The sequence below is a fragment of the Exiguobacterium sp. Leaf196 genome (assembly GCF_001423965.1).
Classification (GTDB): domain Bacteria; phylum Bacillota; class Bacilli; order Exiguobacteriales; family Exiguobacteriaceae; genus Exiguobacterium_A.
Window position 1 is genome coordinate 1 of record NZ_LMPV01000013.1, and the last position, 19,645, is coordinate 19,645.

The following is a 19,645-nucleotide window of genomic DNA, read 5'->3' on the forward strand; positions in this document are numbered from 1 at the left end:
GAAGTGTTTGACTTGCTCGTTGTGTGACCGAAGTCACGATTGACGAAGCTTGCGCTTCATTCGTTTTTGTATTCCGTAGAATACGATTTTTGCCTCATCGTTCAGTTTTCAAAGTCCAATATGTCATTTGACGACTTTTAAATCTTACAGTAAAGTAATATGTGATGTCAATTACTTTTTTGAAGTTTTTTTCGTCTGTGACGCTCGCGTTTGGCGTGTGCCTCAGCGACATGTATTAATATATCAACTCTTGTTTTTTTCGTCAACTGTTTTTCTAAAAAAACTTTAGAAAAAAGATAGACCCGCTTGAACCGGTAAAACACTACCCGTTCGCGGGTCTTTTTCGTTACGCCTGTTTTTGAGATCGTCCTTGAGAAGCGGGCTTTTCTTGCAAGCGATGCAGCATTAGAATCTGATACGCATTACAGATTAAAAGTGTCGCAAGCGCCGCCCATAACATCCGCTTATCTTGTGTTGCCTGCAAAGCAGGTACCCATTCGATCAACGTGATGACTGTCATGAGGAACAATGTCGGAATGAACGCTGTAAAGTTCGTTTCCCGTGCTTTCGTCCGCGCGACTAAGAATGCAATTAAAAGCAAGACGACCATCTCACCAATATAAAGGCTCGTCTTATCAAAGCCGTATGCTAATCCGCGTAGATAGACACCATCAAATAGTGCAAATGCGATCAAGACGATTTGGACACGGTTCCAAAGCTTTGCGCCGCGGAATAAATCGAGTCCGACGCGATGTAAGATCAAGTACGAGAAGAATCCCATCAAACTGATGGCAGTCCACGTACTACTGTAGGAGAGAGCCGTCACATATCCGCTAATCGATTGATTTCGGATATATCCAGGTTCCGCTACCAAGTTAAACACGAAGCCGGCGAGCGTTCCGATTAGGAGCGTCATCCAAAACAGCTTCAAAAATCCTTTAATCTTCATTCTTATCCCTCTACTTTTTCGATGACACGCGTGGCGAGTTCATTATAGTACGTCTCAAATGGATGTTCATCGCGATAGATCGATGGGGCGAAGTCCGCATCATTCGCATATGGTTGTCCAAGTGGAATCTTAGCTAGAATATCGGTTTTTAACGCTTCTGACAACCTCTCTCCGCCACCACTACCGAAGACATACTCTTTTTCGCCTGTCACTTTGCTTTCAAAGTACGCCATGTTCTCGACGATACCGAGTAGACGGTGGTTCGTTTTGATTGCCATTGCCCCTGCTCGTGCTGCAACGAAAGCGGCTGTTGCGTGAGGTGTCGTGACGATGACTTCTTGACAACTCGGGAGCATCGAATGAATATCGAGTGCAACATCTCCTGTACCCGGTGGAAGATCAAGCAACAAGTAATCGAGATCGCCCCATTCGACGTCTGCGAAGAAGTTGTTGAGCATCTTCCCGAGCATTGGTCCCCGCCAGATGACTGGTGCATTATCTTCGACGAAGAAGCCCATTGAGATGACTTTGACGCCAAAGCGTTCTGGTGGAACGATTCGGTCGTTCACGACAGTCGGACGTGTTTCGATTCCCATCATGTCTGGAACACTAAAGCCGTAGATATCGGCATCAATCAAACCGACCTTCTTCCCTGCTCGTGCGAGGGCGACTGCTAAGTTAACGGAAACCGTCGATTTCCCGACGCCCCCTTTACCGGAGGCGATCGCGATGAACGTCGTACCGGATTCTGGTTTAAGGATCGACGGTGTCGTCGCTGCTTGGATCCCGTGATCACCGAGTGCCTCAAAACGGAGTCCCACCGTCTTGAATCCTTTTTCTTTCAGTTCCTTGACGATTTGCTGTTGGAGCACGAGTTGCTCCCCAGAACCGGATTGTGCTAAAGCGATTTTCAGACTGACATAATCACCTTTAATCCGGACGTCACGAATGCCGTTCGTATCTGCAAGCGGGCGGTCAATCGTCGGATCGACGAGCGTTCCGACTACCTCGCGAATTTCTTGTTCATTCAACATAGTGCCTTCCCCCTGAAAACGTTCGATTTAATCCTTATTAGTATAACAAAAATAAGAGAGCGCTTGCACATTTCGACACCGGAAAGGATGACTTTTCCATGTCCAGTGTCAGTTTTCATCATTTTACTCGATCATTCGCTCGTTTTAGAACATTCGGTTCCATGTACGAGGACCCACGACACCATCAACGTCAAGTCCTTGACGTGTTTGATAGGCACGCACCTTCTGAGCCGTCTCTGCATCAAAGCGCCGAGTCACGGTTGCTTTGACTGCACGCTGAATTCGTTCGATATCCCGTGGATTCATATTGGCTGCCCCTTGATACAACGGACGACCTGGATACGGAACGATCGCACGAGAGCGATTCGGCGTTTCTTCAGACATTCCTAGTAATTCAAAGTGTGGATAATCCTTAAAGCTCGTCCAGTCCCCACCCCAAGAAAAGCCACGTCGTTTCATCGCAGCAACAATCTTTTGAAAGCTTTGGTCATTTCGAAATAGCGCTTGTGTACCGTCTTGGGAATATTGAAAGAGGTCGACGGCAATTCCACGGTTATGATTCGATTGTCCCCCGCGTGCATTCGTTACGATTGGTCCCGGTAGTGTCCGTCCCTGTGCGTACAACCGATTCTGTTCTGCGATCGATCGGTACCCTTGGGCGACACCGACATAAATCCCTTGTGCATGCATCTCCCGGATGACCTCTTGCGTCCGTTTGGCGACTTCTCGTGACAGTCCCGAAGCATTCAACTTCCGATTCGCTCGCTCGAGTAACCAGCTGATTGATAATGCCATCTATGCTCACTCCCTTTGTCTCCTGTTCCCGAAAACAAAATCCGCTATACTTATGGAATGCAGAATGATTTTAACTCATATCAAAAGGAGCATCATATGAAAAAACGCATCATTTGGACACTTGGCGTCACCTGTCTCTTACATCTTAGCTTCGTCCTGTATCTGACGCTGCAACCGACCGTAGCTACCAAGACGGAGTTACCGGACAATGCAACCGTCTTGAGTGAAGAAACCTCTTTTACGGGACATGTCGGTCAAGCGACGACACATACACCTATCGCATTCATACAATCTGTCTTTGTTTGGAGCATCCCGCTGACGATCGTCATCCTCTATATTCTTCTGACGATATTGCACCGATTACGCTCCACTCCGTCGTCTTGACTTTAATCGCTGTTCTGACACTTCGTCAGGAGAGCGGTTTTTTAGTGCACAAAAAAACCTCCCACCACAAGGGTGAGAGGGATTCGAAAAGAATTAACGTTTCGAGAATTGTGGTGCACGACGAGCTGCTTTAAGACCGTATTTTTTACGCTCTTTCATACGAGCATCACGAGTCAAGAAGCCTTTCGCTTTGAGTGCGCCGCGGAATTCTGGATCCGCTTGAAGAAGAGCACGTGAGATACCGTGACGGATAGCGCCTGCTTGACCAGTGAAGCCGCCGCCTTTGACCGTTACGATTACATCGTACTTGCCTTCTGTTTCTGTGATTACGAGTGGTTCTTTTGCAGTCATGATCAATGTCTCATAACCGAAGTATTCGCTGATATCGCGACCGTTAACTGTGACTTTACCGTCTCCAGCAACGAGGAAAACGCGCGCTGCCGCGTGTTTCCGGCGACCAGTGCCGTAGTAACGTACATCTGCCATCGTGTAGTTCCTCCTAAATTCGTATTAACCGCGAAGTTCGTAAACTTCTGGTTGTTGTGCTTCGTGCTTGTGTGCAGCTCCAGCGTAGACGTGGAGTTTGTTGAACATTTGACGACCGAGGCTACCTTTTGGAAGCATCCCTTTGATCGCGAGTTCAAGCATGCGCTCAGGTTTGTTAGCAAGCATATCGCGTGCAACAGTCTGCTTTAAGCCGCCTGGATGACCAGAGTGACGGTAGTAGACTTTTTTGTCGAGTTTGTTACCAGTTAAAACGATTTTCTCAACGTTGATGAGGATAACGTTATCCCCACAGTCAACGTGTGGTGTGAACGTAGGCTTGTGCTTACCACGGAGAAGTGATGAAACTTCGCTCGCAAGGCGACCGAGTGTTTTACCTTCAGCGTCGATAAGGAGCCATTTGCGTTCTACATCAGTAGCTTTCGCCATGAAAGTTGTGCGCATGTAAAATACCTCCTAAGGAATTAAAAGTTCTGTTTTTGATTTTTCATTTATTCACTAGGTGAATCTATCATAATCTTAGGTGTACGGGGCTAAGATTGTGGTTTCATAATAAATGAAATGCCAATAAACATTGTATGTTTTTTAATAGCCAATGTCAATTGCCTTTTTTCACTCCGGATAGAAAACTTCCCATAGATAGAGTCCATGAGGAGGCGCCGTCACGCCTGCAACGTTCCGGTCCTTTGCCAGCAACATTTTTTTAATGTCCTCTGGTGCAAAACGACCGCGTCCGACGTCAAGTAACGTCCCGACCATGATCCGGATTTGATTATAGAGAAAACCACTGCCCTGGAACCGAAAGACGAGTTCGTCACCGATCGTCATCAACTCTGCCTCGTAAATCGTCCGGACCCGGTTATCCGTTTCCGTCTTCGCGACACAGAACGAACTGAAGTCGTGCGTCCCGACGAGATGCGCCATCCCTTGGCGTATCCGCTCAAGATCAATCGGATACGGAACATGAACCGACAGATTCCGACGAAACGCATTTTCTTCGCGGCGGACGAAATAGCGGTATTCCTTCCCTACGACATCGTAACGTGCTTCAAAGGTCGATTCGACCTCCTCGCAGCTCCGGACACGGATATCCGCTGGTAAGAGCGTATTAAGTGCCTTAACGACGTTCTCCGGGGGAATCGCTAGTTCCGTATCAAAATGAATGACTTGTCCGTAGGCATGCACTCTCGCATCCGTCCGTCCCGACCCGATGACCTTGACGGGATGTTTGTGCATCCGCGCAAGCGTCGTTTCAATCACTTCTTGAATCGTCAATCCGTTTGGTTGCACCTGATACCCGGCGTAGCCGGTTCCATCATATTGAATCGTACATTTTAAACGACGCATTACCCGATCCCTCGCAATCCTACTAAACTGATCGTCAGGAGGACGAGCAAGATCATCAGACCCGTATCCCGCATCGTCCACTTGGACTCACGTAGACGTGTCCGTCCCTCTCCTCCACGGTACCCCCGCGCTTCCATCGCTGTCGCAAGATCCTCTGCCCGCTTAAAGGCGGAGATGAACAAGGGAATCAATAACGGAATGATCGCCCGTAAACGTTCCTTAATCGGTCCTGCTGACAAATCGACACCACGTGCTTGCTGTGCCTTCATGATTTTCTCCGTCTCCTCCGCTAAGGTTGGTAAGAACCGAAGTGAGATCGATAACATTAAGGCGATCTCATGCGTTGGAACACGAACGACCTTGAACGGCTTTAACAACAACTCAATCGCATCTGTCAATTCGATCGGTGAGGTCGTCAGCGTGACGAGTGTCGTGATCGAGACAAGATAGAAGAAACGTAATGAGACGATGATCGCAAGTCGCAGTCCTTCTTCATAGATCCGAAGCCAGCCGAACTCAAAGAGGACAGCCCCTTCACGTGTGAAGAACAGCTGGATGACGAACGTAAAGACGATCAGGAAAAGAATCGGTCGCAGTCCTTTTAGAACATACCGAAGCGGTAAGCGACTACTCATGAGTGCTAAGAACGTAAAGACAAGTAAAAAGATGTTCGTTGCTGCATTGTTTGCAAGAAAGACGAGCGGAATGAAACAGAAAGCAAAGATGATCTTCGCAAGTGCCGACGACCGATGCAAGTACGACTGACCGGGAATATGTTGTCCGACGATCATTCGCTCACCCCTTTCGTCATCAACCACTCGATCAATTCGGTTTCCGTCCGGATCTCCGGTCGTTGCAATCCACGCCGATCAGCGACTTGCCAGGCAAGCGATAGGACGTGCGGGAGATCGAGATGGAATTGCTCGAGCAATGTCTCTTCTTTAAACAGATCAAGCGGTAGCCCGTCAAACGCCACCTGGGCGTCTTCCATGACGATCACACGCTCAGCATACTCAAGCACCTGATCCATGTCGTGCGTGATCAGGAGCAACGTCATACCGGTTTCTGCATGGAGCCGGGCAAACAGACTCAGCATATGCTTGCGTCCTTGCGGATCGAGTCCTGCCGTCGGCTCATCGACGATCAACACGTCTGGTTGACTAGCGAGTACGCCGGCAATTGCAACACGCCTCATTTGCCCACCAGACAGGTCAAACGGCGAACGACTCCAAAAGACTTCATCGAGTCCGACAGTCCGTAATGCCTCTTTTGCTAATTGCTCAGCCGTCGCACCATCATGACCGAAGTTCATCGGACCGAACATGACATCTTTTAAAACCGTCTCTTCGAACAATTGATATTCCGGATATTGAAAAACAAGCCCGACGCGACGTCTTAATGGCTTGAGGTCCTGTTTTTTCTTCGGTTCGACGATGATGTCATCGACTTGTACCTTCCCCGCTGTCGGCTTGAGCAATCCATTGATGTGCTGCACGAGCGTCGATTTTCCGGATCCGGTGTGCCCTACAAACGCAACAAGCGCCCCTGACGGAATCTCAAGATTCACATCACGTAGCGCGACTCGTTCGAACGGACTATTGAGTTGATACGTATAATTTAATTCCTGGATTAAGATTGGCATAAACGGTTCACCAATTCTCTTTCATCTAGTATCGTCTCCTCGAGTGAGAGACCTTGCGCCCGTAAACGTTCTTGTACCCGAACAACGAATGGAACATCGAGTCCGATGTCTTCTAAGAACGATGCATGACGAAAGACTTCCTGAGGGGATCCTTCTAATACGATTTTCCCGGCATCCATAACGATGACACGACTAGCTCGTAATACTTCGTCTAATTCGTGTGTAATCGCGATGACCGCCATTGGGTGAGTCGCATGGAGTTCTTGAACGGTCGACATGACCTCTTGTCGTGCTAATGGATCAAGCATCGATGTAGCTTCATCGAGCACGAGAACATCAGGGCGCATCGCAAGCGCCGAAGCGATTGCGACACGCTGCTTCTGTCCGCCGGATAATTGATGGGGTTCCCGATCAACAAAATCCGTAAGGCCAACGCGCGCTAGACTGTCGTCGATACGACGAACCATTTCCTCGCGTGGCACACCCCAGTTTTCTAGAGCAAATGCCACGTCGTCGCGCACGGTCGTGCCAACGAATTGATTATCTGGATTTTGGAAGACGATGCCGATCGCTCGGCGCATCTCCCACAGTTGCTCCGGATTTGCACTTGAAAAGCGCTCAGCAACCGTAACGGTCCCTGTCTCCGGTAACAACAATCCATTAAACAATTTCGTCAGCGTTGATTTTCCAGAGCCGTTGTGACCAACGATAGCAACCCATTCACCTGAACGAATCGTCAGAGAGACCTCGTGTAAGGCTGCTTGTTCCTGTTCCGGATACCGATAGGTGACCTGTTCCAGTTCAATCAGCTTGTCCATGATCTCTCCTCCTTCATCAAATCAATACTTTCATTTTGTAACAAAAGGGCAGAAGCGGGATACGCACTGCCCTTTTATGGCGAATCATTTAATGAGGATTAAACGAGTTCGATGATGACCATTTCTGCGCCGTCACCACGACGTGGTCCCATTTTCATGATGCGTGTGTAACCACCTTGACGCTCAGCAAAACGTGGAGCCACATCAGCGAATAATTTTTGGATCGCGTCTTGTGCTTTGCCCTCTGCGTTTTGACCAGCAGCTTCACGGCGAACGAACGATGCAACTTGACGACGAGCGTGGAGATCACCGCGTTTACCTAAAGTGATGAGTTTCTCTACGACTGGACGAAGTTCCTTCGCTTTTTGTTCTGTAGTTTGGATACGCTCATTGATGATGAGATCAGTCGCAAGGTCACGCAAAAGTGCCTTACGTTGTGAGCTTGTACGGCCTAATTTCGAGTATGCCATGGATGGATTCCCTCCTTCGTGCAATTAATAGTATTAGTCTTCTTTGCGCAAGCCTAGTCCGAGTTCGTCGAGTTTCGCTTGAACTTCCTCGAGTGATTTACGTCCGAGGTTACGGACTTTCATCATCTCGTCTTCGCTCTTGTTCGCGAGTTCTTGAACCGTGTTGATACCAGCGCGTTTCAAACAGTTGTACGAACGAACTGAGAGATCGAGTTCTTCGATCGTCATTTCGAGTACTTTTTCTTTTTGATCTTCTTCCTTTTCGACCATGATTTCAGCATGGAGCGCTTCGTCTGTAAGACCAACAAAGATGTTTAAGTGTTCTGTCATGATTTTCGCACCGAGTGACACTGCTTCTTCAGGGCGGATTGAACCGTCCGTCCAAACATCAAGCGTCAATTTATCGAAGCTCGCATCTTGACCAACACGTGTTTTTTCAACTTGATAATTTACACGTTGAATTGGCGTGTAAATTGAGTCGATTGGGATGACACCAATTGGCATATCGTCCCGTTTGTTATCTTCAGCCTGAACATACCCACGACCACGGCGTGCTGTAAGACGCATATGAAGTGATGCACCTTCTGCAAGCGTTGCAATGTGAAGTTCTGGGTTGAGGATTTCGACGTCACTGTCATGCGTAATGTTCGCGGCAGTGACAACACCAGCGCCTTGAATATCGATCTCAAGCGTTTTCTCTTCTTCCGAGTACACTTTGAGGGCGAGTTTCTTAAGGTTCAAGATGATTTGGGTAACGTCTTCTACAACGCCATCAATCGTCGAGAACTCATGAAGAACGCCATCGATTTGGACTGCAGTAACTGCAGCACCCGGAAGTGAAGACAATAGGATACGACGCAATGAGTTACCAAGCGTTGTACCGAATCCACGCTCAAGCGGCTCAACTACGAATTTACCAAACGTAGCGTTCTCGCTTAACTCGATCGTTTCAATCTTCGGTTTTTCGATTTCGATCATCTGAACCCCTCCTTGAATATCGTCATGTTGGCCATCGCGTTCAATCGCCAACCGCCTTGTGTACGTTTCTACTGCCTTGCTTGGTCAAACGATCAACAAAAGTCTACTCGAATCCCCGCTCTGCAGTACAAGACGGGTTACACGCGACGACGTTTTGGAGGGCGGCAACCGTTGTGTGGTACTGGAGTAACGTCACGGATTGCAGTGACTTCGAGACCGATTGCTTGAAGAGCACGGATAGCTGCTTCACGACCTGCACCAGGACCTTTAACGTTAACTTCTACAGTACGCATACCGTTATCCATTGCTGTTTTAGCAGCTGTTTCAGATGCCATTTGTGCAGCGAAAGGAGTCGATTTACGTGAGCCTTTGAAGCCCATGTTACCTGCAGTTGCCCAAGAGATTGCATTCCCTTGCATATCAGTGATCGTAACGATCGTGTTGTTGAATGTTGAACGGATATGCACGATACCAGATTCAATATTCTTTTTGACTTTACGTTTACTACGAACGTTCTGTTTGCGTTTTGCCATCTTAGTTTACCCTCCCTTACTTCTTCTTGTTCGCTACTGTACGGCGTGGGCCTTTACGAGTACGCGAGTTGTTTTTAGTGTTTTGACCACGAACTGGAAGACCACGACGGTGACGAACACCACGGTAGCAACCGATTTCGATCAAACGTTTGATGTTGAGTGAGATTTCACGACGAAGGTCACCCTCAACTTTGATTTTGTCTAAACCATCACGAAGTTGGTTCAATTGTTCCTCAGTCAAGTCGCGAGTACGAGTATCTTCAGAGATACCAGTTTCTTTCAAGACTTTTTGAGCAGTCGTTTTACCAACACCATAGATGTAAGTGAGTGAGATGACGATGCGTTTCTCACGTGGAATATCTACACCAGCAATACGTGCCATGTGTGCACCTCCTTGTTTAATTACCCTTGTTTTTGTTTATGCTTAGGGTTTTCGCAAATAACCATTACTTTGCCTTTACGGCGGATAACTTTACATTTTTCACAGATCGGTTTAACCGAAGGTCTTACTTTCATTGTGAATACCTCCTCCTGAAAAAATCGGAGTTTTTATTTGAAACGGTATGTGATCCGTCCGCGAGTCAAGTCGTATGGTGACAACTCAACCGTTACTTTATCTCCTGGCAAGATCCGAATGAAGTGCATCCGAATTTTTCCTGAGACGTGCGCGAGGACCGTGTGGCCGTTTTCTAACTCCACCTTAAACATCGCGTTTGGAAGCGGCTCGATAACCGTACCTTCCACTTCGATTACATCTTGTTTCGCCATCAATTATACCCCTTTCTCTATAAAGTTGATTGGGAGCCCAGACGATTTGTAGCGCTAGGGGCTTTCTACAAGAGCCATTGAGAGATCATCGGTCACAAACACGAGTGGATACTGGCTTATAGAAAGGTGACACCAATAACGCGCACAGCTCACTCTGCATCGACCGTTAAGATCTCGTAGCCGTCGTCTGTGATGGCGATGGTGTGCTCAAAGTGGGCGCACATGCTACCGTCCACCGTCACTACCGTCCAATTGTCGGATAGTGTGCGAACATAGCGTTTCCCGACGTTGACCATTGGCTCAATTGCCAGTGTCATGCCGGTTTTCAGGCGCGGCCCTTTCCCCGGTGGTCCATAATGTGGAATTTGCGGATCTTCATGCAAATTTTGTCCCACGCCGTGGCCCACATATTCGCGGACTACAGAAAAATTCGCTGCTTCAACATGTGACTGAATCGCATGCGAAATATCTGTCAGGTGCACGCCAGCTTTGGCGCGCTCCAATCCTTTATACAGAGATTCTTCAGTTACGTCAAGTAACCGCTTCGTCTCTTCAGAGATTGTACCTACCGGATATGTCCAGGCTGAATCTCCGTGATACCCATTGTACTCTGCTCCGATGTCAATCGAGATGATGTCACCGTCCTGAAGTACACGATCTCCCGGAATACCATGGACAAGCTCTTCGTTCACGGAAGCACAGATGCTACCCGTGAAACCATTATACCCTTTAAACGATGGTGTTGCCCCTTGACTTCGAATATAGCGTTCAGCGATCGCGTCGAGTTGCCCCGTCGTGATACCTGGGCGAATATGAGCTTGAAGCTCCTTATGCGTCCGGGCGACGATTTGTCCTGCTTTACGCATGATGTCGATTTCACGCGGCGCTTTCGTGATGATCATTACTGATCACCAAGGAGTGCCTGAACATCGGAATATACATCGTTGATTGGACGATCACCGTCCAAATTACGAAGATACCCTTTTTCTGCGTAAAAGTCAATCAAAGGTTGCGCTTGAGCGACGTTGACTTCCAAGCGACGACGTACTGTCTCCTCTTGGTCATCTTCACGTTGTACAAGTGCTGATCCGTCGATATCACAGATTCCCTCCACTTTTGGTGGGTTGTAGAGAACATGATACGTTGCTCCGCAAGTTGGGCAAATCCGGCGACCTGTCAAACGAGGGACAAGTTTCTCCGGGTCTACACCGATGTGGATGACGTGATCAATTTGTTTGCCCAGATCTTCAAGTAATGCTTCAAGAGCATCTGCTTGTTTCACTGTGCGTGGGAAACCGTCAAGGAGAAAACCATTTGCACAGTCTTCTTTGGCGAGACGCTCACGTACGATGCCGATTGTGACTTCGTCCGGAACGAGTTCCCCTTTATCCATGTATGATTTCGCTTCTTGTCCGAGTGGCGTTGAATCTTTGATCGCCGCGCGGAACATGTCGCCTGTCGAGATGTGGGGGATCGCATAGTCTTCGATGATTTTCGCAGCCTGCGTTCCTTTACCAGCACCCGGCAAACCCATCAATACTAGATTCATGTCGGTAGCCTCCACTTCTATAGCTCTATAGACACAACAGAAAGGAAAGGGATGGTCCCCTTCCTCCCGCCTTATCGGATAAAGCCTTTGTAGTGTCGTTTAACCAATTGACTTTCAATCTGTTTCATCGTCTCTAGTCCTACACCGATGACGATCAGCAAGCTCGTACCACCAATCTGCACCGAGTTCGGTAAGCCAGCAAACTTAATGAAGAATGTCGGCGTCACCGCGATGACAGCGAGGAAGAGTGAACCGAAGAATGTCAGACGGTATAGAATCTTCGTGATGTACTGCTCCGTTTGCTTACCAGGACGAATACCAGGAATGTATCCGCCTTGTTTTTGAAGGTTCTCTGCCATTTGTTCCGGGTTAACCTGAACGAATGTGTAGAAGTACGAGAACGCGATGATCAGTGCCACATAGATCGACATACCGATTGGACTCGTATAGTCGAAGATGTCACGGATCTTCGTTGCCGTCTCCGGACTTGCAAAGAAACTCGCAATCGTTGGTGGCGTCACCATGAACGACACCGCGAAGATGACTGGAATAACACCGGCAGCGTTCAATTTGATCGGCAAGTGTGCCGATTGACCGCCAACTGGTGTCCGGTTCACCGTACGCTTAGCGTACTGAATCGGAATCTTACGTGCAGCTTGCTGGACGTAGATGACTCCGACGATGACCGCGATGATGATTAAAAGCAAGAGTACGATATAAAGCACGTTTACAAACAAAGCATCCCCTGCATTTTGGAGCTTCGTTTCGTAAATCTGGCGGAATGCATTCGGGAAGCCCGCGACGATCCCAGCGAAGATGATCATTGATATCCCGTTACCAATGCCCTTCTCCGTGATGAGTTCACCGATGAACATCAAGAATGCTGTTCCCGCTGTCAATACGAGTGCAATCATAACGTATGTCCAGGTGCCGAACTGTTCGTCGACAAGACCTGGGTAGATACGGTTAAATCCAAGCGCGATTCCAAACGCTTGGACTAAGCCGAGTACGATCGTTCCATAGCGCGTTACCGTTGCTAACTTCTTACGGCCCGCCTCTCCTTGTTTTGCCCATTCGGCAAACTTTGGAACAACGTCCATCTGTAAGAGTTGGACAACGATCGAGGCCGTGATATACGGCATGATTCCCATCGCAAAGAGTGAGAAATTCTGCAAAGCATTCCCACCGAACGAGTTCAAGAAACCAAGAATACCATTCTGGTCGATCTTGAACACTTCCGTGTTTACCATCGGCACCGGGATATGTGCTCCGATACGGAACACGATGACCAAGGCCAAGGTAAAGAGAATGCGCCGACGAATGTCAGCTACGCGCCACATATTGGAGATCGCTTGAAACATTAGATCACCTCAACCGTACCGCCGGCAGCTTCGATTGCTTGCTTCGCAGCGTCGGAGAACTTATGAGCTTTAACTGTTAGTTTCTTTTCGATCTTACCGTTAGAAAGAATTTTCACGCCGTCTTTCATGCCTTTGACTGCACGAGTCTCGACAAGAAGTTCTGGAGTGACTTCAGTTCCTTCTTCAAAACGGTTGAGTGTGTCAAGGTTAATGACCGCGAACTCTTTACGAGTTGGGTTGTTGAAGCCGCGTTTTGGTAAACGACGGTAAAGTGGGTTTTGTCCACCTTCGAAACCTGGACGAACACCACCGCCTGAACGAGCTTTTTGACCTTTGTGACCACGGCCAGAAGTCTTACCGTTACCAGAAGACATACCGCGACCTACACGGTTGCGTTCTGAACGTGAACCAGCAGCTGGTTTCAATTCATGGAGTTTCATAGTGGGGCACCTCCTCATAAAATTATATCGAACTATTACTCTTGAATTTCTTTTACTGTCACTAAGTGTGACACGTGGTTAATCATCCCACGCATAGCAGCGTTGTCAGGTACGACAACAGTCTGGTGCATCTTACGGAGACCAAGCGTACGAGTAGTAACGCGTTGGTTCTCCGGACGACCGATCATGCTGCGTGTGAGGGTAACTGCGAGTTTCGCCATCTGTTTTCCCTCCCTTTCTTAACCGCGAAGTTCTTCGACGGTTTTACCGCGGAGTTTCGCAACTTCTTCAGCACGTTTGAGTGATGTGAGACCTTCGACAGTCGCACGAACCATGTTGATTGGAGTGCTTGATCCAAGTGATTTTGAAAGAATGTCGTTGATTCCCGCTAATTCGAGAACCGCACGAACTGGACCACCAGCGATGACTCCAGTACCTTCAGAAGCAGGCTTCAAGAAGACGTGACCTGCACCGAATACACCGTTGACTTCGTGTGGAATTGTTGTGTTAACGATTGGAACGTTAACCATGTTTTTCTTAGCATCTTCGATTGCTTTACGGATCGCTTCAGGCACTTCCTGAGCTTTACCCGTACCGAAACCTACGTGACCATTCTTGTCACCAACGACGACGAGGGCAGCAAAACGGAAGCGACGGCCACCTTTTACTACTTTCGCGACGCGGTTTACGGTAACAACGCGTTCTTCGAGTTGATCCATGTTAATTTCTAACTGGCGCATGTAGAGGTTCCCTCCTTTTCTATTAGAATTTGAGACCAGCTTCACGAGCTGCTTCAGCTACAGCTTTGATACGTCCATGATAGAGATATCCTCCACGGTCGAAAACGACTGTTTCGATACCTTTTTCAAGAGCGCGCTCAGCTGCGAGCTTACCAACTGCTGCCGCAGCGTCAGTCGTGTTGCCTTTTTCAAGGTCGAGTGATGATGCAGATGCGAGTGTTGCATGTGTTGCATCGTCAATGACTTGTACGTAAATGTTCTTGTTCGAACGGAATACGTTCATACGTGGACGTGTTGCAGTCCCGATGATTGTACGACGGACACGACCATGACGTTTTTTACGCGTAGCGTTTTTATCTGCCTTTGAGATCATTTATGCCACTCCTTTCCGGTCAATTCGCATGTGCGAATTACTTACCTGTTTTACCTTCTTTACGACGAACGACTTCATCACTGTAACGAATACCTTTACCTTTGTACGGCTCAGGTTGACGGTACGAACGGATCAATGCAGCGACGTGACCAACACGTTCTTTGCTGATTCCGCGAACGATGAGTTGCGTATTCGTAGGAACTTCGACTTCGATGCCTTGTTCCGGAGTGTACTCGATTGGGTGTGAGTAACCGAGGTTGAGTACGATTTTGTTACCTTGCTTTTGTGCACGGTAACCAACACCTTGGATATCGAGTGTCTTAGCGAAACCGTTGCTTACACCTTCGACCATGTTCGCGATAAGCGCACGAGTCGTTCCGTGGATCGTACGGCTTGCTTTCTCGTCGTTCGGACGAGTGACAGTCAATTCATTACCTTCTACGTTGATCGCCATAGCTGGGCTGAACTCGCGTGAGAGTTCCCCTTTAGGACCTTTTACCGTAACCGTGTTGTTTTCAACTGTTACTGTAACGCCTGCTGGGATGACGACTGGCTTTTTACCAATACGTGACATTTAAGACACCTCCGTTCTTTTTATGCGTGTATTACCAGATGTATGCGATCACTTCGCCGCCGACTTTTTGTTGGCGAGCTTCTTTGTCAGTCATTACACCTTTAGATGTTGAAACGATAGCGATTCCGAGACCACCGAGTACTTTCGGGATTTCATCAGCTTTCGCGTAAACGCGAAGACCTGGTTTCGAGATACGTTTGAGTCCAGTGATAACGCGCTCGTTGCTTGCGCCGTATTTAAGGAATACGCGGAGCGTACCTTGTTTGCTGTCCTCGAGATATTCAACATCGCGGATGAAACCTTCACGTTTGAGGATTTCAGCGACTTCACGTTTGATTGTAGAAGCTGGCATTTCCAACTTCTCATGGCGAACCATGTTTGCATTACGAATGCGTGTAAGCATATCTGCAATCGGATCTGTCATAACCATGCGATGTACCTCCTTTCACAACTTTAATGAATTACCAGCTTGCTTTTTTAACACCAGGGATTTGACCTTTATGAGCAAGATCACGGAACTTAATACGGCTGATACCGAATTTACCAATGTAACCGTGTGGACGGCCAGTGATACTACAACGGTTGTGTAAACGAACCGCTGAAGAGTTACGTGGGAGTTTGCTCAAGCCGATGTAGTCGCCTTGTGCTTTCAATTCTGCGCGTTTTTCAGCGTAGCGCTCAACGAGTGCTTGACGTTTTACTTCACGTGCGATCATTGATTTCTTAGCCATGTTGTCGACCTCCCTTATTTTTGGAATGGCATGCCGAGTGCTGTGAGAAGCTCACGTGACTCTTCATCCGTGTTAGCAGTAGTTACGATAACGATGTCCATACCACGGACTTTCGATACGCGATCGTAGTCGATCTCTGGGAAGATCAATTGTTCCTTCACGCCTAGCGTGTAGTTACCACGGCCATCGAAAGATTTTTTCGATACGCCACGGAAGTCACGTACACGTGGAAGTGACACGTTGATCAACTTGTCGAGGAATTCGTACATGCGCTCGCCACGAAGTGTAACCTTCGCACCGATTGGCATACCTTCACGAAGTTTGAAACCAGCGATTGATTTCTTAGCTTTCGTGATGAGTGGCTTCTGACCAGTGAGGAGCTGAAGCTCTTCGACTGCCATGTCAAGTGCCTTAGAGTTCGTAACAGCGTCACCAACACCCATGTTGATTACGATTTTATCGACTTTCGGCGCTTGCATTACAGAACTGTAGTTGAATTTCTCCATCATTACTTTGACGATTTCGTCTTGGTATTTCGCTTTTAAACGGTTCATCAGAAAGTGGACCTCCTTTCTTTAAATCTTCTTATTTATCTAAAGCTTCGCCCGATTTTTTAGCGATACGTACTTTCTTGCCGTCAACCACAGTGAAACCAACGCGTGTTGGGTTACCTGTCTTAGGGTCGATGAGCATAACGTTCGATACGTGAATCGGTGCTTCTTTCTCGACAATTCCGCCTTGCGGGTTGAGTTGAGAAGGCTTTGAGTGTTTTTTGATCATGTTAACGCCTTCGACGATTACGCGATCTTTTTTAGGCATAGCTGTAAGGACAACGCCTTGTTTGCCTTTGTCTTTACCAGTCATAACCTGAACTTTATCACCTTTTTTGACATGCATCGTTAGAGCACCTCCTTGTAGGAATTCTTTGGAATTAAAGTACTTCCGGTGCCAACGAGACGATCTTCATGAAGTCTTTTTCACGAAGTTCGCGTGCGACTGGTCCGAAGATACGTGTGCCACGTGGGCTTTTGTCATCTTTGATGATGACTGCTGCGTTTTCGTCAAAACGGATGTACGAACCGTCTTTACGACGAACGCCACGTTTAGTACGAACGACTACTGCGCGTACAACTTCACCTTTTTTGACAACGCCACCTGGTGTTGCTTGTTTTACTGTACAAACAATAACGTCACCGATGTTAGCAGTTTTACGACCAGAACCACCGAGGACTTTGATCGTCAAGACTTCACGAGCTCCTGAGTTGTCTGCTACTTTTAAGCGAGATTCTTGTTGAATCATACGATTGTACCTCCCTCCGGATGTTTATTCACCCGAACTAATTAGAGTTTAGATGATTACTGCTTCTTCAATGACTTCTACGAGACGGAAACGTTTGTCCTTAGATAATGGACGTGTTTCTTGAATGCGTACAACATCACCGATTTTAGCTGTGTTGTTTTCATCATGCGCTTTGTACTTTTTAGAGTAGTTTACGCGTTTGCCGTAAAGCTTGTGCTTTACTTTTGTTTCAACTGTAACTACGATCGTTTTGTCCATTTTGTCAGAAACGACGCGTCCAGTTAACACTTTGCGGTTGTTAGTGCGTTCCATTGAGTGTTCCTCCTCTCAGAATCCGAGTGAATTATGCGTTGTTGATGCCGAGTTCGCGTTCACGAAGAACGGTTTTCGCGCGTGCAATCGACTTGCGCACTTCACGGATACGAGCAGGGTTCTCAAGCTGACCAGTCGCGAGTTGGAAACGAAGGTTGAACAACTCTTCTTTCCACGAACCGACTTTACCGTTAAGCTCTTCAGTTGTTTGCTGACGGAGATCAGTTGCTTTCATTCGTATCACCACCATTTTCTTCACGTTTTACGAACTTACATTTTACTGGAAGTTTGTGTGATGCAAGACGGAGAGCTTCGCGTGCGATCTCTTCCGATACTCCTGCGATTTCGAACATTACTTTACCCGGTTTGACGACTGCTACCCAGCCCTCCGGAGCACCTTTACCTGAACCCATTCGGACTTCAAGAGGTTTTTTAGTGTATGGCTTGTGTGGGAAGATCTTGATCCACACTTTACCACCACGTTTCATATAACGAGTCATCGCGATACGCGCTGATTCGATTTGACGGCTAGTGATCCAGCTAGCTTCTTGAGCTTGGATACCGAACTCGCCGAAGTGTACTGTAGTACCACGTTTCGCTTTACCACGCATGTTGCCGCGGTGAACACGACGATATTTTACACGTTTTGGTAACAACATGTTGTGTTGCCTCCTTCCCTAGACGGATGTGGATTATTCTTCGTTTGCTGCTGCTTTTTTCGTAGGAAGCACTTCACCGTGGTGGAGCCATACTTTTACGCCAATTTTGCCGTAAGTTGTATCAGCTTCTGCAGTACCGTAATCGATGTCTGCACGGAGTGTATGAAGTGGAACTGTTCCTTCCGAATACTTCTCAGAACGAGCGATATCAGCGCCACCAAGACGACCAGAAACTTCAGTCTTGATTCCTTTGATACCAGAACGCATTGAGCGTTGGATTGATTGCTTCATAGCACGACGGAACGATACGCGACCTTCAAGTTGGCGAGCGATGTTCTCAGCGACGAGCTTAGCAACTGCATCCGGGTTTTTCACTTCAACGACGTTAACGTGAACGCGTTTGCCTTTTGCAAGGTTAGTGATGTCTTTACGAAGTGTTTCGATTTCAGAACCGCCTTTACCGATAACCATACCAGGCTTAGCAGTGTGAAGTGAGATGTTCAAGCGGTTAGCTGCGCGCTCGATTTCTACTTTAGAGACACTAGCGTCTTTAAGACGTTTTTCGATATATTCACGAACTACGTAGTCTTCATGAAGGAGATCAGCATAGTCTTTATCTGCGAACCAACGTGATTCCCAGTCTTTGATGATACCTACGCGAAGACCAGTTGGGTTAATCTTCTGACCCACGGTAATCCCTCCTTATTTTTCAGATACCACGATGTGAACGTGGCTCGTACGTTTGTTGATGCGGCTTGCGCGACCCATTGCACGTGGGCGGAAACGTTTGAGCGTTGGACCTTCGTTTACGTAAGCCTCAGTGACTACGAGGTTTTCGATGTTCATGTCGAAGTTGTGCTCAGCGTTCGCGATTGCCGATTTCAATACTTTCTCAACGATTGGCGTTGCTGCCTTGTTCGTGTAAGCAAGAATCGAAAGTGCTTCGCCGATTTGCTTCCCGCGGATTAAGTCTACTACGAGACGTGCCTTACGAGGAGCAATGCGAACCATATTAGCCGATGCTTTTGATTGCATAATGAGTACCTCCCCTCAGATTAACGTTTCGTTTTCTTATCGTTTCCAGCATGTCCTTTGTAAGAACGTGTTGGAGCGAATTCACCAAGTTTGTGACCGACCATATCTTCTGTCACGTAAACCGGTACGTGTTTACGACCATCGTAGACAGCGATCGTGTGACCGATGAACTCTGGGAAGATTGTCGAGCGGCGTGACCAAGTTTTGATGACATGTTTGTCACCAGCTTCGTTGGCTTTATCAACCTTAGCGAGCAGATGGTGATCTGCGAATGGACCTTTTTTCAAGCTGCGACCCATAGTTGTACCTCCCTTTGGCATGATTCAGGAACGGTTCCTACGAACCGTCC

Annotated in this window: 35 protein-coding genes; 1 reads left to right on the forward strand and 34 read right to left on the reverse strand. The window is 47.7% G+C overall.

What is annotated here, in order from left to right; translation table 11 throughout:
• Nucleotides 1-346: 346 nt before the first annotated feature.
• From ASG02_RS15035 to ASG02_RS15045, 3 genes are all read right to left on the reverse strand, one after another.
• Nucleotides 347-949 (reverse strand): KinB-signaling pathway activation protein, encoded by a 603-nt coding sequence (locus ASG02_RS15035; protein ID WP_056064876.1) that lies wholly within the window; start codon nucleotides 947-949, stop codon nucleotides 347-349.
• 2 nt (nucleotides 950-951) lie between these two features.
• Complete coding sequence (locus ASG02_RS15040; RefSeq protein ID WP_023466657.1) at nucleotides 952-1,983, reverse strand: Mrp/NBP35 family ATP-binding protein; 1,032 nt, start codon at nucleotides 1,981-1,983, stop codon at nucleotides 952-954.
• 144 nt (nucleotides 1,984-2,127) lie between these two features.
• The gene (locus tag ASG02_RS15045) at nucleotides 2,128-2,778 is read right to left on the reverse strand and encodes a M15 family metallopeptidase (RefSeq protein WP_056064881.1); all 651 of its coding nucleotides are present in this window, start codon (nucleotides 2,776-2,778) and stop codon (nucleotides 2,128-2,130) included.
• Between the two features lie 96 nt (nucleotides 2,779-2,874).
• Here ASG02_RS15045 and ASG02_RS15050 point away from each other — a divergent pair, with 96 nt between their 5' ends.
• On the forward strand, nucleotides 2,875-3,162 hold the full coding sequence (locus ASG02_RS15050) for a hypothetical protein (protein WP_056064884.1): 288 nt from the start codon (nucleotides 2,875-2,877) through the stop codon (nucleotides 3,160-3,162).
• A gap of 93 nt (nucleotides 3,163-3,255) precedes the next feature.
• On the opposite strand, the gene rpsI is transcribed toward ASG02_RS15050, so the two are convergent.
• From rpsI to rpsS, 31 genes are all read right to left on the reverse strand, one after another.
• Nucleotides 3,256-3,648 (reverse strand): 30S ribosomal protein S9, encoded by a 393-nt coding sequence (gene rpsI / locus ASG02_RS15055; RefSeq protein WP_023466655.1) that lies wholly within the window; start codon nucleotides 3,646-3,648, stop codon nucleotides 3,256-3,258.
• A 24-nt stretch (nucleotides 3,649-3,672) separates the two neighbouring features.
• Entirely contained in the window at nucleotides 3,673-4,110 is a 438-nt protein-coding gene (gene rplM / locus ASG02_RS15060) for a 50S ribosomal protein L13 (RefSeq protein WP_023466654.1), read from the reverse strand.
• Between the two features lie 168 nt (nucleotides 4,111-4,278).
• A complete protein-coding gene (gene truA, locus ASG02_RS15065) occupies nucleotides 4,279-5,013 on the reverse strand; it encodes a tRNA pseudouridine(38-40) synthase TruA (protein WP_056064887.1) in 735 nt (244 codons plus the stop codon).
• Nucleotides 5,013-5,804, reverse strand: a complete 792-nt coding sequence (locus ASG02_RS15070) for an energy-coupling factor transporter transmembrane protein EcfT (RefSeq protein ID WP_035399348.1) — start codon at nucleotides 5,802-5,804, stop codon at nucleotides 5,013-5,015. The genes truA and ASG02_RS15070 overlap by 1 nt, the downstream gene beginning before the upstream one ends.
• Nucleotides 5,801-6,655 (reverse strand): energy-coupling factor transporter ATPase, encoded by an 855-nt coding sequence (locus tag ASG02_RS15075; protein ID WP_056064890.1) that lies wholly within the window; start codon nucleotides 6,653-6,655, stop codon nucleotides 5,801-5,803. Before ASG02_RS15075 ends, ASG02_RS15070 begins: the two co-directional genes overlap by 4 nt.
• A complete protein-coding gene (locus ASG02_RS15080; protein WP_029343095.1) occupies nucleotides 6,643-7,473 on the reverse strand; it encodes an energy-coupling factor ABC transporter ATP-binding protein in 831 nt (276 codons plus the stop codon). The genes ASG02_RS15075 and ASG02_RS15080 overlap by 13 nt, the downstream gene beginning before the upstream one ends.
• A 98-nt stretch (nucleotides 7,474-7,571) precedes the next feature.
• On the reverse strand, nucleotides 7,572-7,943 hold the full coding sequence (rplQ, locus tag ASG02_RS15085; RefSeq protein WP_023466649.1) for a 50S ribosomal protein L17: 372 nt from the start codon (nucleotides 7,941-7,943) through the stop codon (nucleotides 7,572-7,574).
• Nucleotides 7,944-7,976: 33 nt separating this feature from the next.
• Nucleotides 7,977-8,921, reverse strand: coding sequence for a DNA-directed RNA polymerase subunit alpha (locus ASG02_RS15090; RefSeq protein ID WP_023466648.1), 945 nt, complete (start codon nucleotides 8,919-8,921; stop codon nucleotides 7,977-7,979).
• A gap of 137 nt (nucleotides 8,922-9,058) precedes the next feature.
• A complete protein-coding gene (gene rpsK, locus ASG02_RS15095; RefSeq protein ID WP_023466647.1) occupies nucleotides 9,059-9,454 on the reverse strand; it encodes a 30S ribosomal protein S11 in 396 nt (131 codons plus the stop codon).
• 16 nt (nucleotides 9,455-9,470) lie between these two features.
• A complete protein-coding gene (gene rpsM, locus ASG02_RS15100; RefSeq protein ID WP_023466646.1) occupies nucleotides 9,471-9,836 on the reverse strand; it encodes a 30S ribosomal protein S13 in 366 nt (121 codons plus the stop codon).
• A gap of 20 nt (nucleotides 9,837-9,856) precedes the next feature.
• Nucleotides 9,857-9,970, reverse strand: coding sequence for a 50S ribosomal protein L36 (gene rpmJ, locus ASG02_RS15105; protein ID WP_003156543.1), 114 nt, complete (start codon nucleotides 9,968-9,970; stop codon nucleotides 9,857-9,859).
• Between the two features lie 33 nt (nucleotides 9,971-10,003).
• A complete protein-coding gene (infA, locus tag ASG02_RS15110) occupies nucleotides 10,004-10,222 on the reverse strand; it encodes a translation initiation factor IF-1 (RefSeq protein ID WP_012369032.1) in 219 nt (72 codons plus the stop codon).
• Between the two features lie 149 nt (nucleotides 10,223-10,371).
• Nucleotides 10,372-11,124: a type I methionyl aminopeptidase gene (gene map / locus ASG02_RS15115; protein ID WP_023466644.1), complete on the reverse strand. Its 753-nt coding sequence runs from the start codon at nucleotides 11,122-11,124 to the stop codon at nucleotides 10,372-10,374.
• Nucleotides 11,124-11,771, reverse strand: coding sequence for an adenylate kinase (locus tag ASG02_RS15120; protein WP_023466643.1), 648 nt, complete (start codon nucleotides 11,769-11,771; stop codon nucleotides 11,124-11,126). The genes map and ASG02_RS15120 overlap by 1 nt, the downstream gene beginning before the upstream one ends.
• Nucleotides 11,772-11,842: 71 nt before the next feature.
• The gene (gene secY / locus ASG02_RS15125) at nucleotides 11,843-13,132 is read right to left on the reverse strand and encodes a preprotein translocase subunit SecY (RefSeq protein ID WP_023466642.1); all 1,290 of its coding nucleotides are present in this window, start codon (nucleotides 13,130-13,132) and stop codon (nucleotides 11,843-11,845) included.
• Nucleotides 13,132-13,572: a 50S ribosomal protein L15 gene (gene rplO / locus ASG02_RS15130; RefSeq protein ID WP_035399353.1), complete on the reverse strand. Its 441-nt coding sequence runs from the start codon at nucleotides 13,570-13,572 to the stop codon at nucleotides 13,132-13,134. The genes secY and rplO overlap by 1 nt, the downstream gene beginning before the upstream one ends.
• A 35-nt stretch (nucleotides 13,573-13,607) precedes the next feature.
• Nucleotides 13,608-13,793 (reverse strand): 50S ribosomal protein L30, encoded by a 186-nt coding sequence (gene rpmD / locus ASG02_RS15135; RefSeq protein WP_023466640.1) that lies wholly within the window; start codon nucleotides 13,791-13,793, stop codon nucleotides 13,608-13,610.
• Nucleotides 13,794-13,811: 18 nt separating this feature from the next.
• On the reverse strand, nucleotides 13,812-14,312 hold the full coding sequence (gene rpsE / locus ASG02_RS15140) for a 30S ribosomal protein S5 (protein WP_023466639.1): 501 nt from the start codon (nucleotides 14,310-14,312) through the stop codon (nucleotides 13,812-13,814).
• A 22-nt stretch (nucleotides 14,313-14,334) separates the two neighbouring features.
• A complete protein-coding gene (gene rplR, locus ASG02_RS15145; RefSeq protein WP_023466638.1) occupies nucleotides 14,335-14,685 on the reverse strand; it encodes a 50S ribosomal protein L18 in 351 nt (116 codons plus the stop codon).
• A 37-nt stretch (nucleotides 14,686-14,722) separates the two neighbouring features.
• Nucleotides 14,723-15,259, reverse strand: coding sequence for a 50S ribosomal protein L6 (gene rplF, locus ASG02_RS15150; RefSeq protein WP_023466637.1), 537 nt, complete (start codon nucleotides 15,257-15,259; stop codon nucleotides 14,723-14,725).
• Nucleotides 15,260-15,290: 31 nt separating this feature from the next.
• Entirely contained in the window at nucleotides 15,291-15,689 is a 399-nt protein-coding gene (rpsH, locus tag ASG02_RS15155; RefSeq protein WP_012369023.1) for a 30S ribosomal protein S8, read from the reverse strand.
• A 31-nt stretch (nucleotides 15,690-15,720) separates the two neighbouring features.
• Nucleotides 15,721-15,990 (reverse strand): 30S ribosomal protein S14, encoded by a 270-nt coding sequence (rpsN, locus tag ASG02_RS15160; RefSeq protein ID WP_023466636.1) that lies wholly within the window; start codon nucleotides 15,988-15,990, stop codon nucleotides 15,721-15,723.
• 14 nt (nucleotides 15,991-16,004) lie between these two features.
• Nucleotides 16,005-16,544 (reverse strand): 50S ribosomal protein L5, encoded by a 540-nt coding sequence (gene rplE, locus ASG02_RS15165; protein WP_023466635.1) that lies wholly within the window; start codon nucleotides 16,542-16,544, stop codon nucleotides 16,005-16,007.
• Between the two features lie 31 nt (nucleotides 16,545-16,575).
• Nucleotides 16,576-16,887, reverse strand: coding sequence for a 50S ribosomal protein L24 (rplX, locus tag ASG02_RS15170; RefSeq protein WP_012369020.1), 312 nt, complete (start codon nucleotides 16,885-16,887; stop codon nucleotides 16,576-16,578).
• Nucleotides 16,888-16,921: 34 nt separating this feature from the next.
• A complete protein-coding gene (gene rplN / locus ASG02_RS15175; RefSeq protein ID WP_012369019.1) occupies nucleotides 16,922-17,290 on the reverse strand; it encodes a 50S ribosomal protein L14 in 369 nt (122 codons plus the stop codon).
• Between the two features lie 48 nt (nucleotides 17,291-17,338).
• On the reverse strand, nucleotides 17,339-17,602 hold the full coding sequence (gene rpsQ, locus ASG02_RS15180; RefSeq protein ID WP_023466634.1) for a 30S ribosomal protein S17: 264 nt from the start codon (nucleotides 17,600-17,602) through the stop codon (nucleotides 17,339-17,341).
• 31 nt (nucleotides 17,603-17,633) lie between these two features.
• The gene (rpmC, locus tag ASG02_RS15185) at nucleotides 17,634-17,837 is read right to left on the reverse strand and encodes a 50S ribosomal protein L29 (protein ID WP_012369017.1); all 204 of its coding nucleotides are present in this window, start codon (nucleotides 17,835-17,837) and stop codon (nucleotides 17,634-17,636) included.
• A complete protein-coding gene (gene rplP / locus ASG02_RS15190) occupies nucleotides 17,824-18,261 on the reverse strand; it encodes a 50S ribosomal protein L16 (RefSeq protein WP_012369016.1) in 438 nt (145 codons plus the stop codon). Before rplP ends, rpmC begins: the two co-directional genes overlap by 14 nt.
• 33 nt (nucleotides 18,262-18,294) lie before the next feature.
• Nucleotides 18,295-18,951, reverse strand: a complete 657-nt coding sequence (gene rpsC, locus ASG02_RS15195; protein WP_023466633.1) for a 30S ribosomal protein S3 — start codon at nucleotides 18,949-18,951, stop codon at nucleotides 18,295-18,297.
• Nucleotides 18,952-18,963: 12 nt separating this feature from the next.
• Entirely contained in the window at nucleotides 18,964-19,296 is a 333-nt protein-coding gene (rplV, locus tag ASG02_RS15200; RefSeq protein ID WP_012369014.1) for a 50S ribosomal protein L22, read from the reverse strand.
• A gap of 20 nt (nucleotides 19,297-19,316) precedes the next feature.
• Nucleotides 19,317-19,595, reverse strand: coding sequence for a 30S ribosomal protein S19 (rpsS, locus tag ASG02_RS15205; protein ID WP_012369013.1), 279 nt, complete (start codon nucleotides 19,593-19,595; stop codon nucleotides 19,317-19,319).
• Between the last annotated feature and the right edge of the window lie 50 nt (nucleotides 19,596-19,645).

Coding starts and splice junctions, on each gene's coding strand:
- ASG02_RS15035 (WP_056064876.1), bottom strand. CDS start 949: ATGAAGATTAAAGGATTTTTGAAGCTGTTTTGGATGACGCTCCTAATC.
- ASG02_RS15040 (WP_023466657.1), bottom strand. CDS start 1,983: ATGTTGAATGAACAAGAAATTCGCGAGGTAGTCGGAACGCTCGTCGAT.
- ASG02_RS15045 (WP_056064881.1), bottom strand. CDS start 2,778: ATGGCATTATCAATCAGCTGGTTACTCGAGCGAGCGAATCGGAAGTTG.
- ASG02_RS15050 (WP_056064884.1), top strand. CDS start 2,875: ATGAAAAAACGCATCATTTGGACACTTGGCGTCACCTGTCTCTTACAT.
- rpsI (WP_023466655.1), bottom strand. CDS start 3,648: ATGGCAGATGTACGTTACTACGGCACTGGTCGCCGGAAACACGCGGCA.
- rplM (WP_023466654.1), bottom strand. CDS start 4,110: ATGCGCACAACTTTCATGGCGAAAGCTACTGATGTAGAACGCAAATGG.
- truA (WP_056064887.1), bottom strand. CDS start 5,013: ATGCGTCGTTTAAAATGTACGATTCAATATGATGGAACCGGCTACGCC.
- ASG02_RS15070 (WP_035399348.1), bottom strand. CDS start 5,804: ATGATCGTCGGACAACATATTCCCGGTCAGTCGTACTTGCATCGGTCG.
- ASG02_RS15075 (WP_056064890.1), bottom strand. CDS start 6,655: ATGCCAATCTTAATCCAGGAATTAAATTATACGTATCAACTCAATAGT.
- ASG02_RS15080 (WP_029343095.1), bottom strand. CDS start 7,473: ATGGACAAGCTGATTGAACTGGAACAGGTCACCTATCGGTATCCGGAA.
- rplQ (WP_023466649.1), bottom strand. CDS start 7,943: ATGGCATACTCGAAATTAGGCCGTACAAGCTCACAACGTAAGGCACTT.
- ASG02_RS15090 (WP_023466648.1), bottom strand. CDS start 8,921: ATGATCGAAATCGAAAAACCGAAGATTGAAACGATCGAGTTAAGCGAG.
- rpsK (WP_023466647.1), bottom strand. CDS start 9,454: ATGGCAAAACGCAAACAGAACGTTCGTAGTAAACGTAAAGTCAAAAAG.
- rpsM (WP_023466646.1), bottom strand. CDS start 9,836: ATGGCACGTATTGCTGGTGTAGATATTCCACGTGAGAAACGCATCGTC.
- rpmJ (WP_003156543.1), bottom strand. CDS start 9,970: ATGAAAGTAAGACCTTCGGTTAAACCGATCTGTGAAAAATGTAAAGTT.
- infA (WP_012369032.1), bottom strand. CDS start 10,222: ATGGCGAAACAAGATGTAATCGAAGTGGAAGGTACGGTTATCGAGCCG.
- map (WP_023466644.1), bottom strand. CDS start 11,124: ATGATCATCACGAAAGCGCCGCGTGAAATCGACATCATGCGTAAAGCA.
- ASG02_RS15120 (WP_023466643.1), bottom strand. CDS start 11,771: ATGAATCTAGTATTGATGGGTTTGCCGGGTGCTGGTAAAGGAACGCAG.
- secY (WP_023466642.1), bottom strand. CDS start 13,132: ATGTTTCAAGCGATCTCCAATATGTGGCGCGTAGCTGACATTCGTCGG.
- rplO (WP_035399353.1), bottom strand. CDS start 13,572: ATGAAACTCCATGAATTGAAACCAGCTGCTGGTTCACGTTCAGAACGC.
- rpmD (WP_023466640.1), bottom strand. CDS start 13,793: ATGGCGAAACTCGCAGTTACCCTCACACGCAGCATGATCGGTCGTCCG.
- rpsE (WP_023466639.1), bottom strand. CDS start 14,312: ATGCGCCAGTTAGAAATTAACATGGATCAACTCGAAGAACGCGTTGTT.
- rplR (WP_023466638.1), bottom strand. CDS start 14,685: ATGATCTCAAAGGCAGATAAAAACGCTACGCGTAAAAAACGTCATGGT.
- rplF (WP_023466637.1), bottom strand. CDS start 15,259: ATGTCACGTATTGGTAAAAAGCCAGTCGTCATCCCAGCAGGCGTTACA.
- rpsH (WP_012369023.1), bottom strand. CDS start 15,689: ATGGTTATGACAGATCCGATTGCAGATATGCTTACACGCATTCGTAAT.
- rpsN (WP_023466636.1), bottom strand. CDS start 15,990: ATGGCTAAGAAATCAATGATCGCACGTGAAGTAAAACGTCAAGCACTC.
- rplE (WP_023466635.1), bottom strand. CDS start 16,544: ATGAACCGTTTAAAAGCGAAATACCAAGACGAAATCGTCAAAGTAATG.
- rplX (WP_012369020.1), bottom strand. CDS start 16,887: ATGCATGTCAAAAAAGGTGATAAAGTTCAGGTTATGACTGGTAAAGAC.
- rplN (WP_012369019.1), bottom strand. CDS start 17,290: ATGATTCAACAAGAATCTCGCTTAAAAGTAGCAGACAACTCAGGAGCT.
- rpsQ (WP_023466634.1), bottom strand. CDS start 17,602: ATGGAACGCACTAACAACCGCAAAGTGTTAACTGGACGCGTCGTTTCT.
- rpmC (WP_012369017.1), bottom strand. CDS start 17,837: ATGAAAGCAACTGATCTCCGTCAGCAAACAACTGAAGAGCTTAACGGT.
- rplP (WP_012369016.1), bottom strand. CDS start 18,261: ATGTTGTTACCAAAACGTGTAAAATATCGTCGTGTTCACCGCGGCAAC.
- rplV (WP_012369014.1), bottom strand. CDS start 19,296: ATGCAATCAAAAGCATCGGCTAATATGGTTCGCATTGCTCCTCGTAAG.
- rpsS (WP_012369013.1), bottom strand. CDS start 19,595: ATGGGTCGCAGCTTGAAAAAAGGTCCATTCGCAGATCACCATCTGCTC.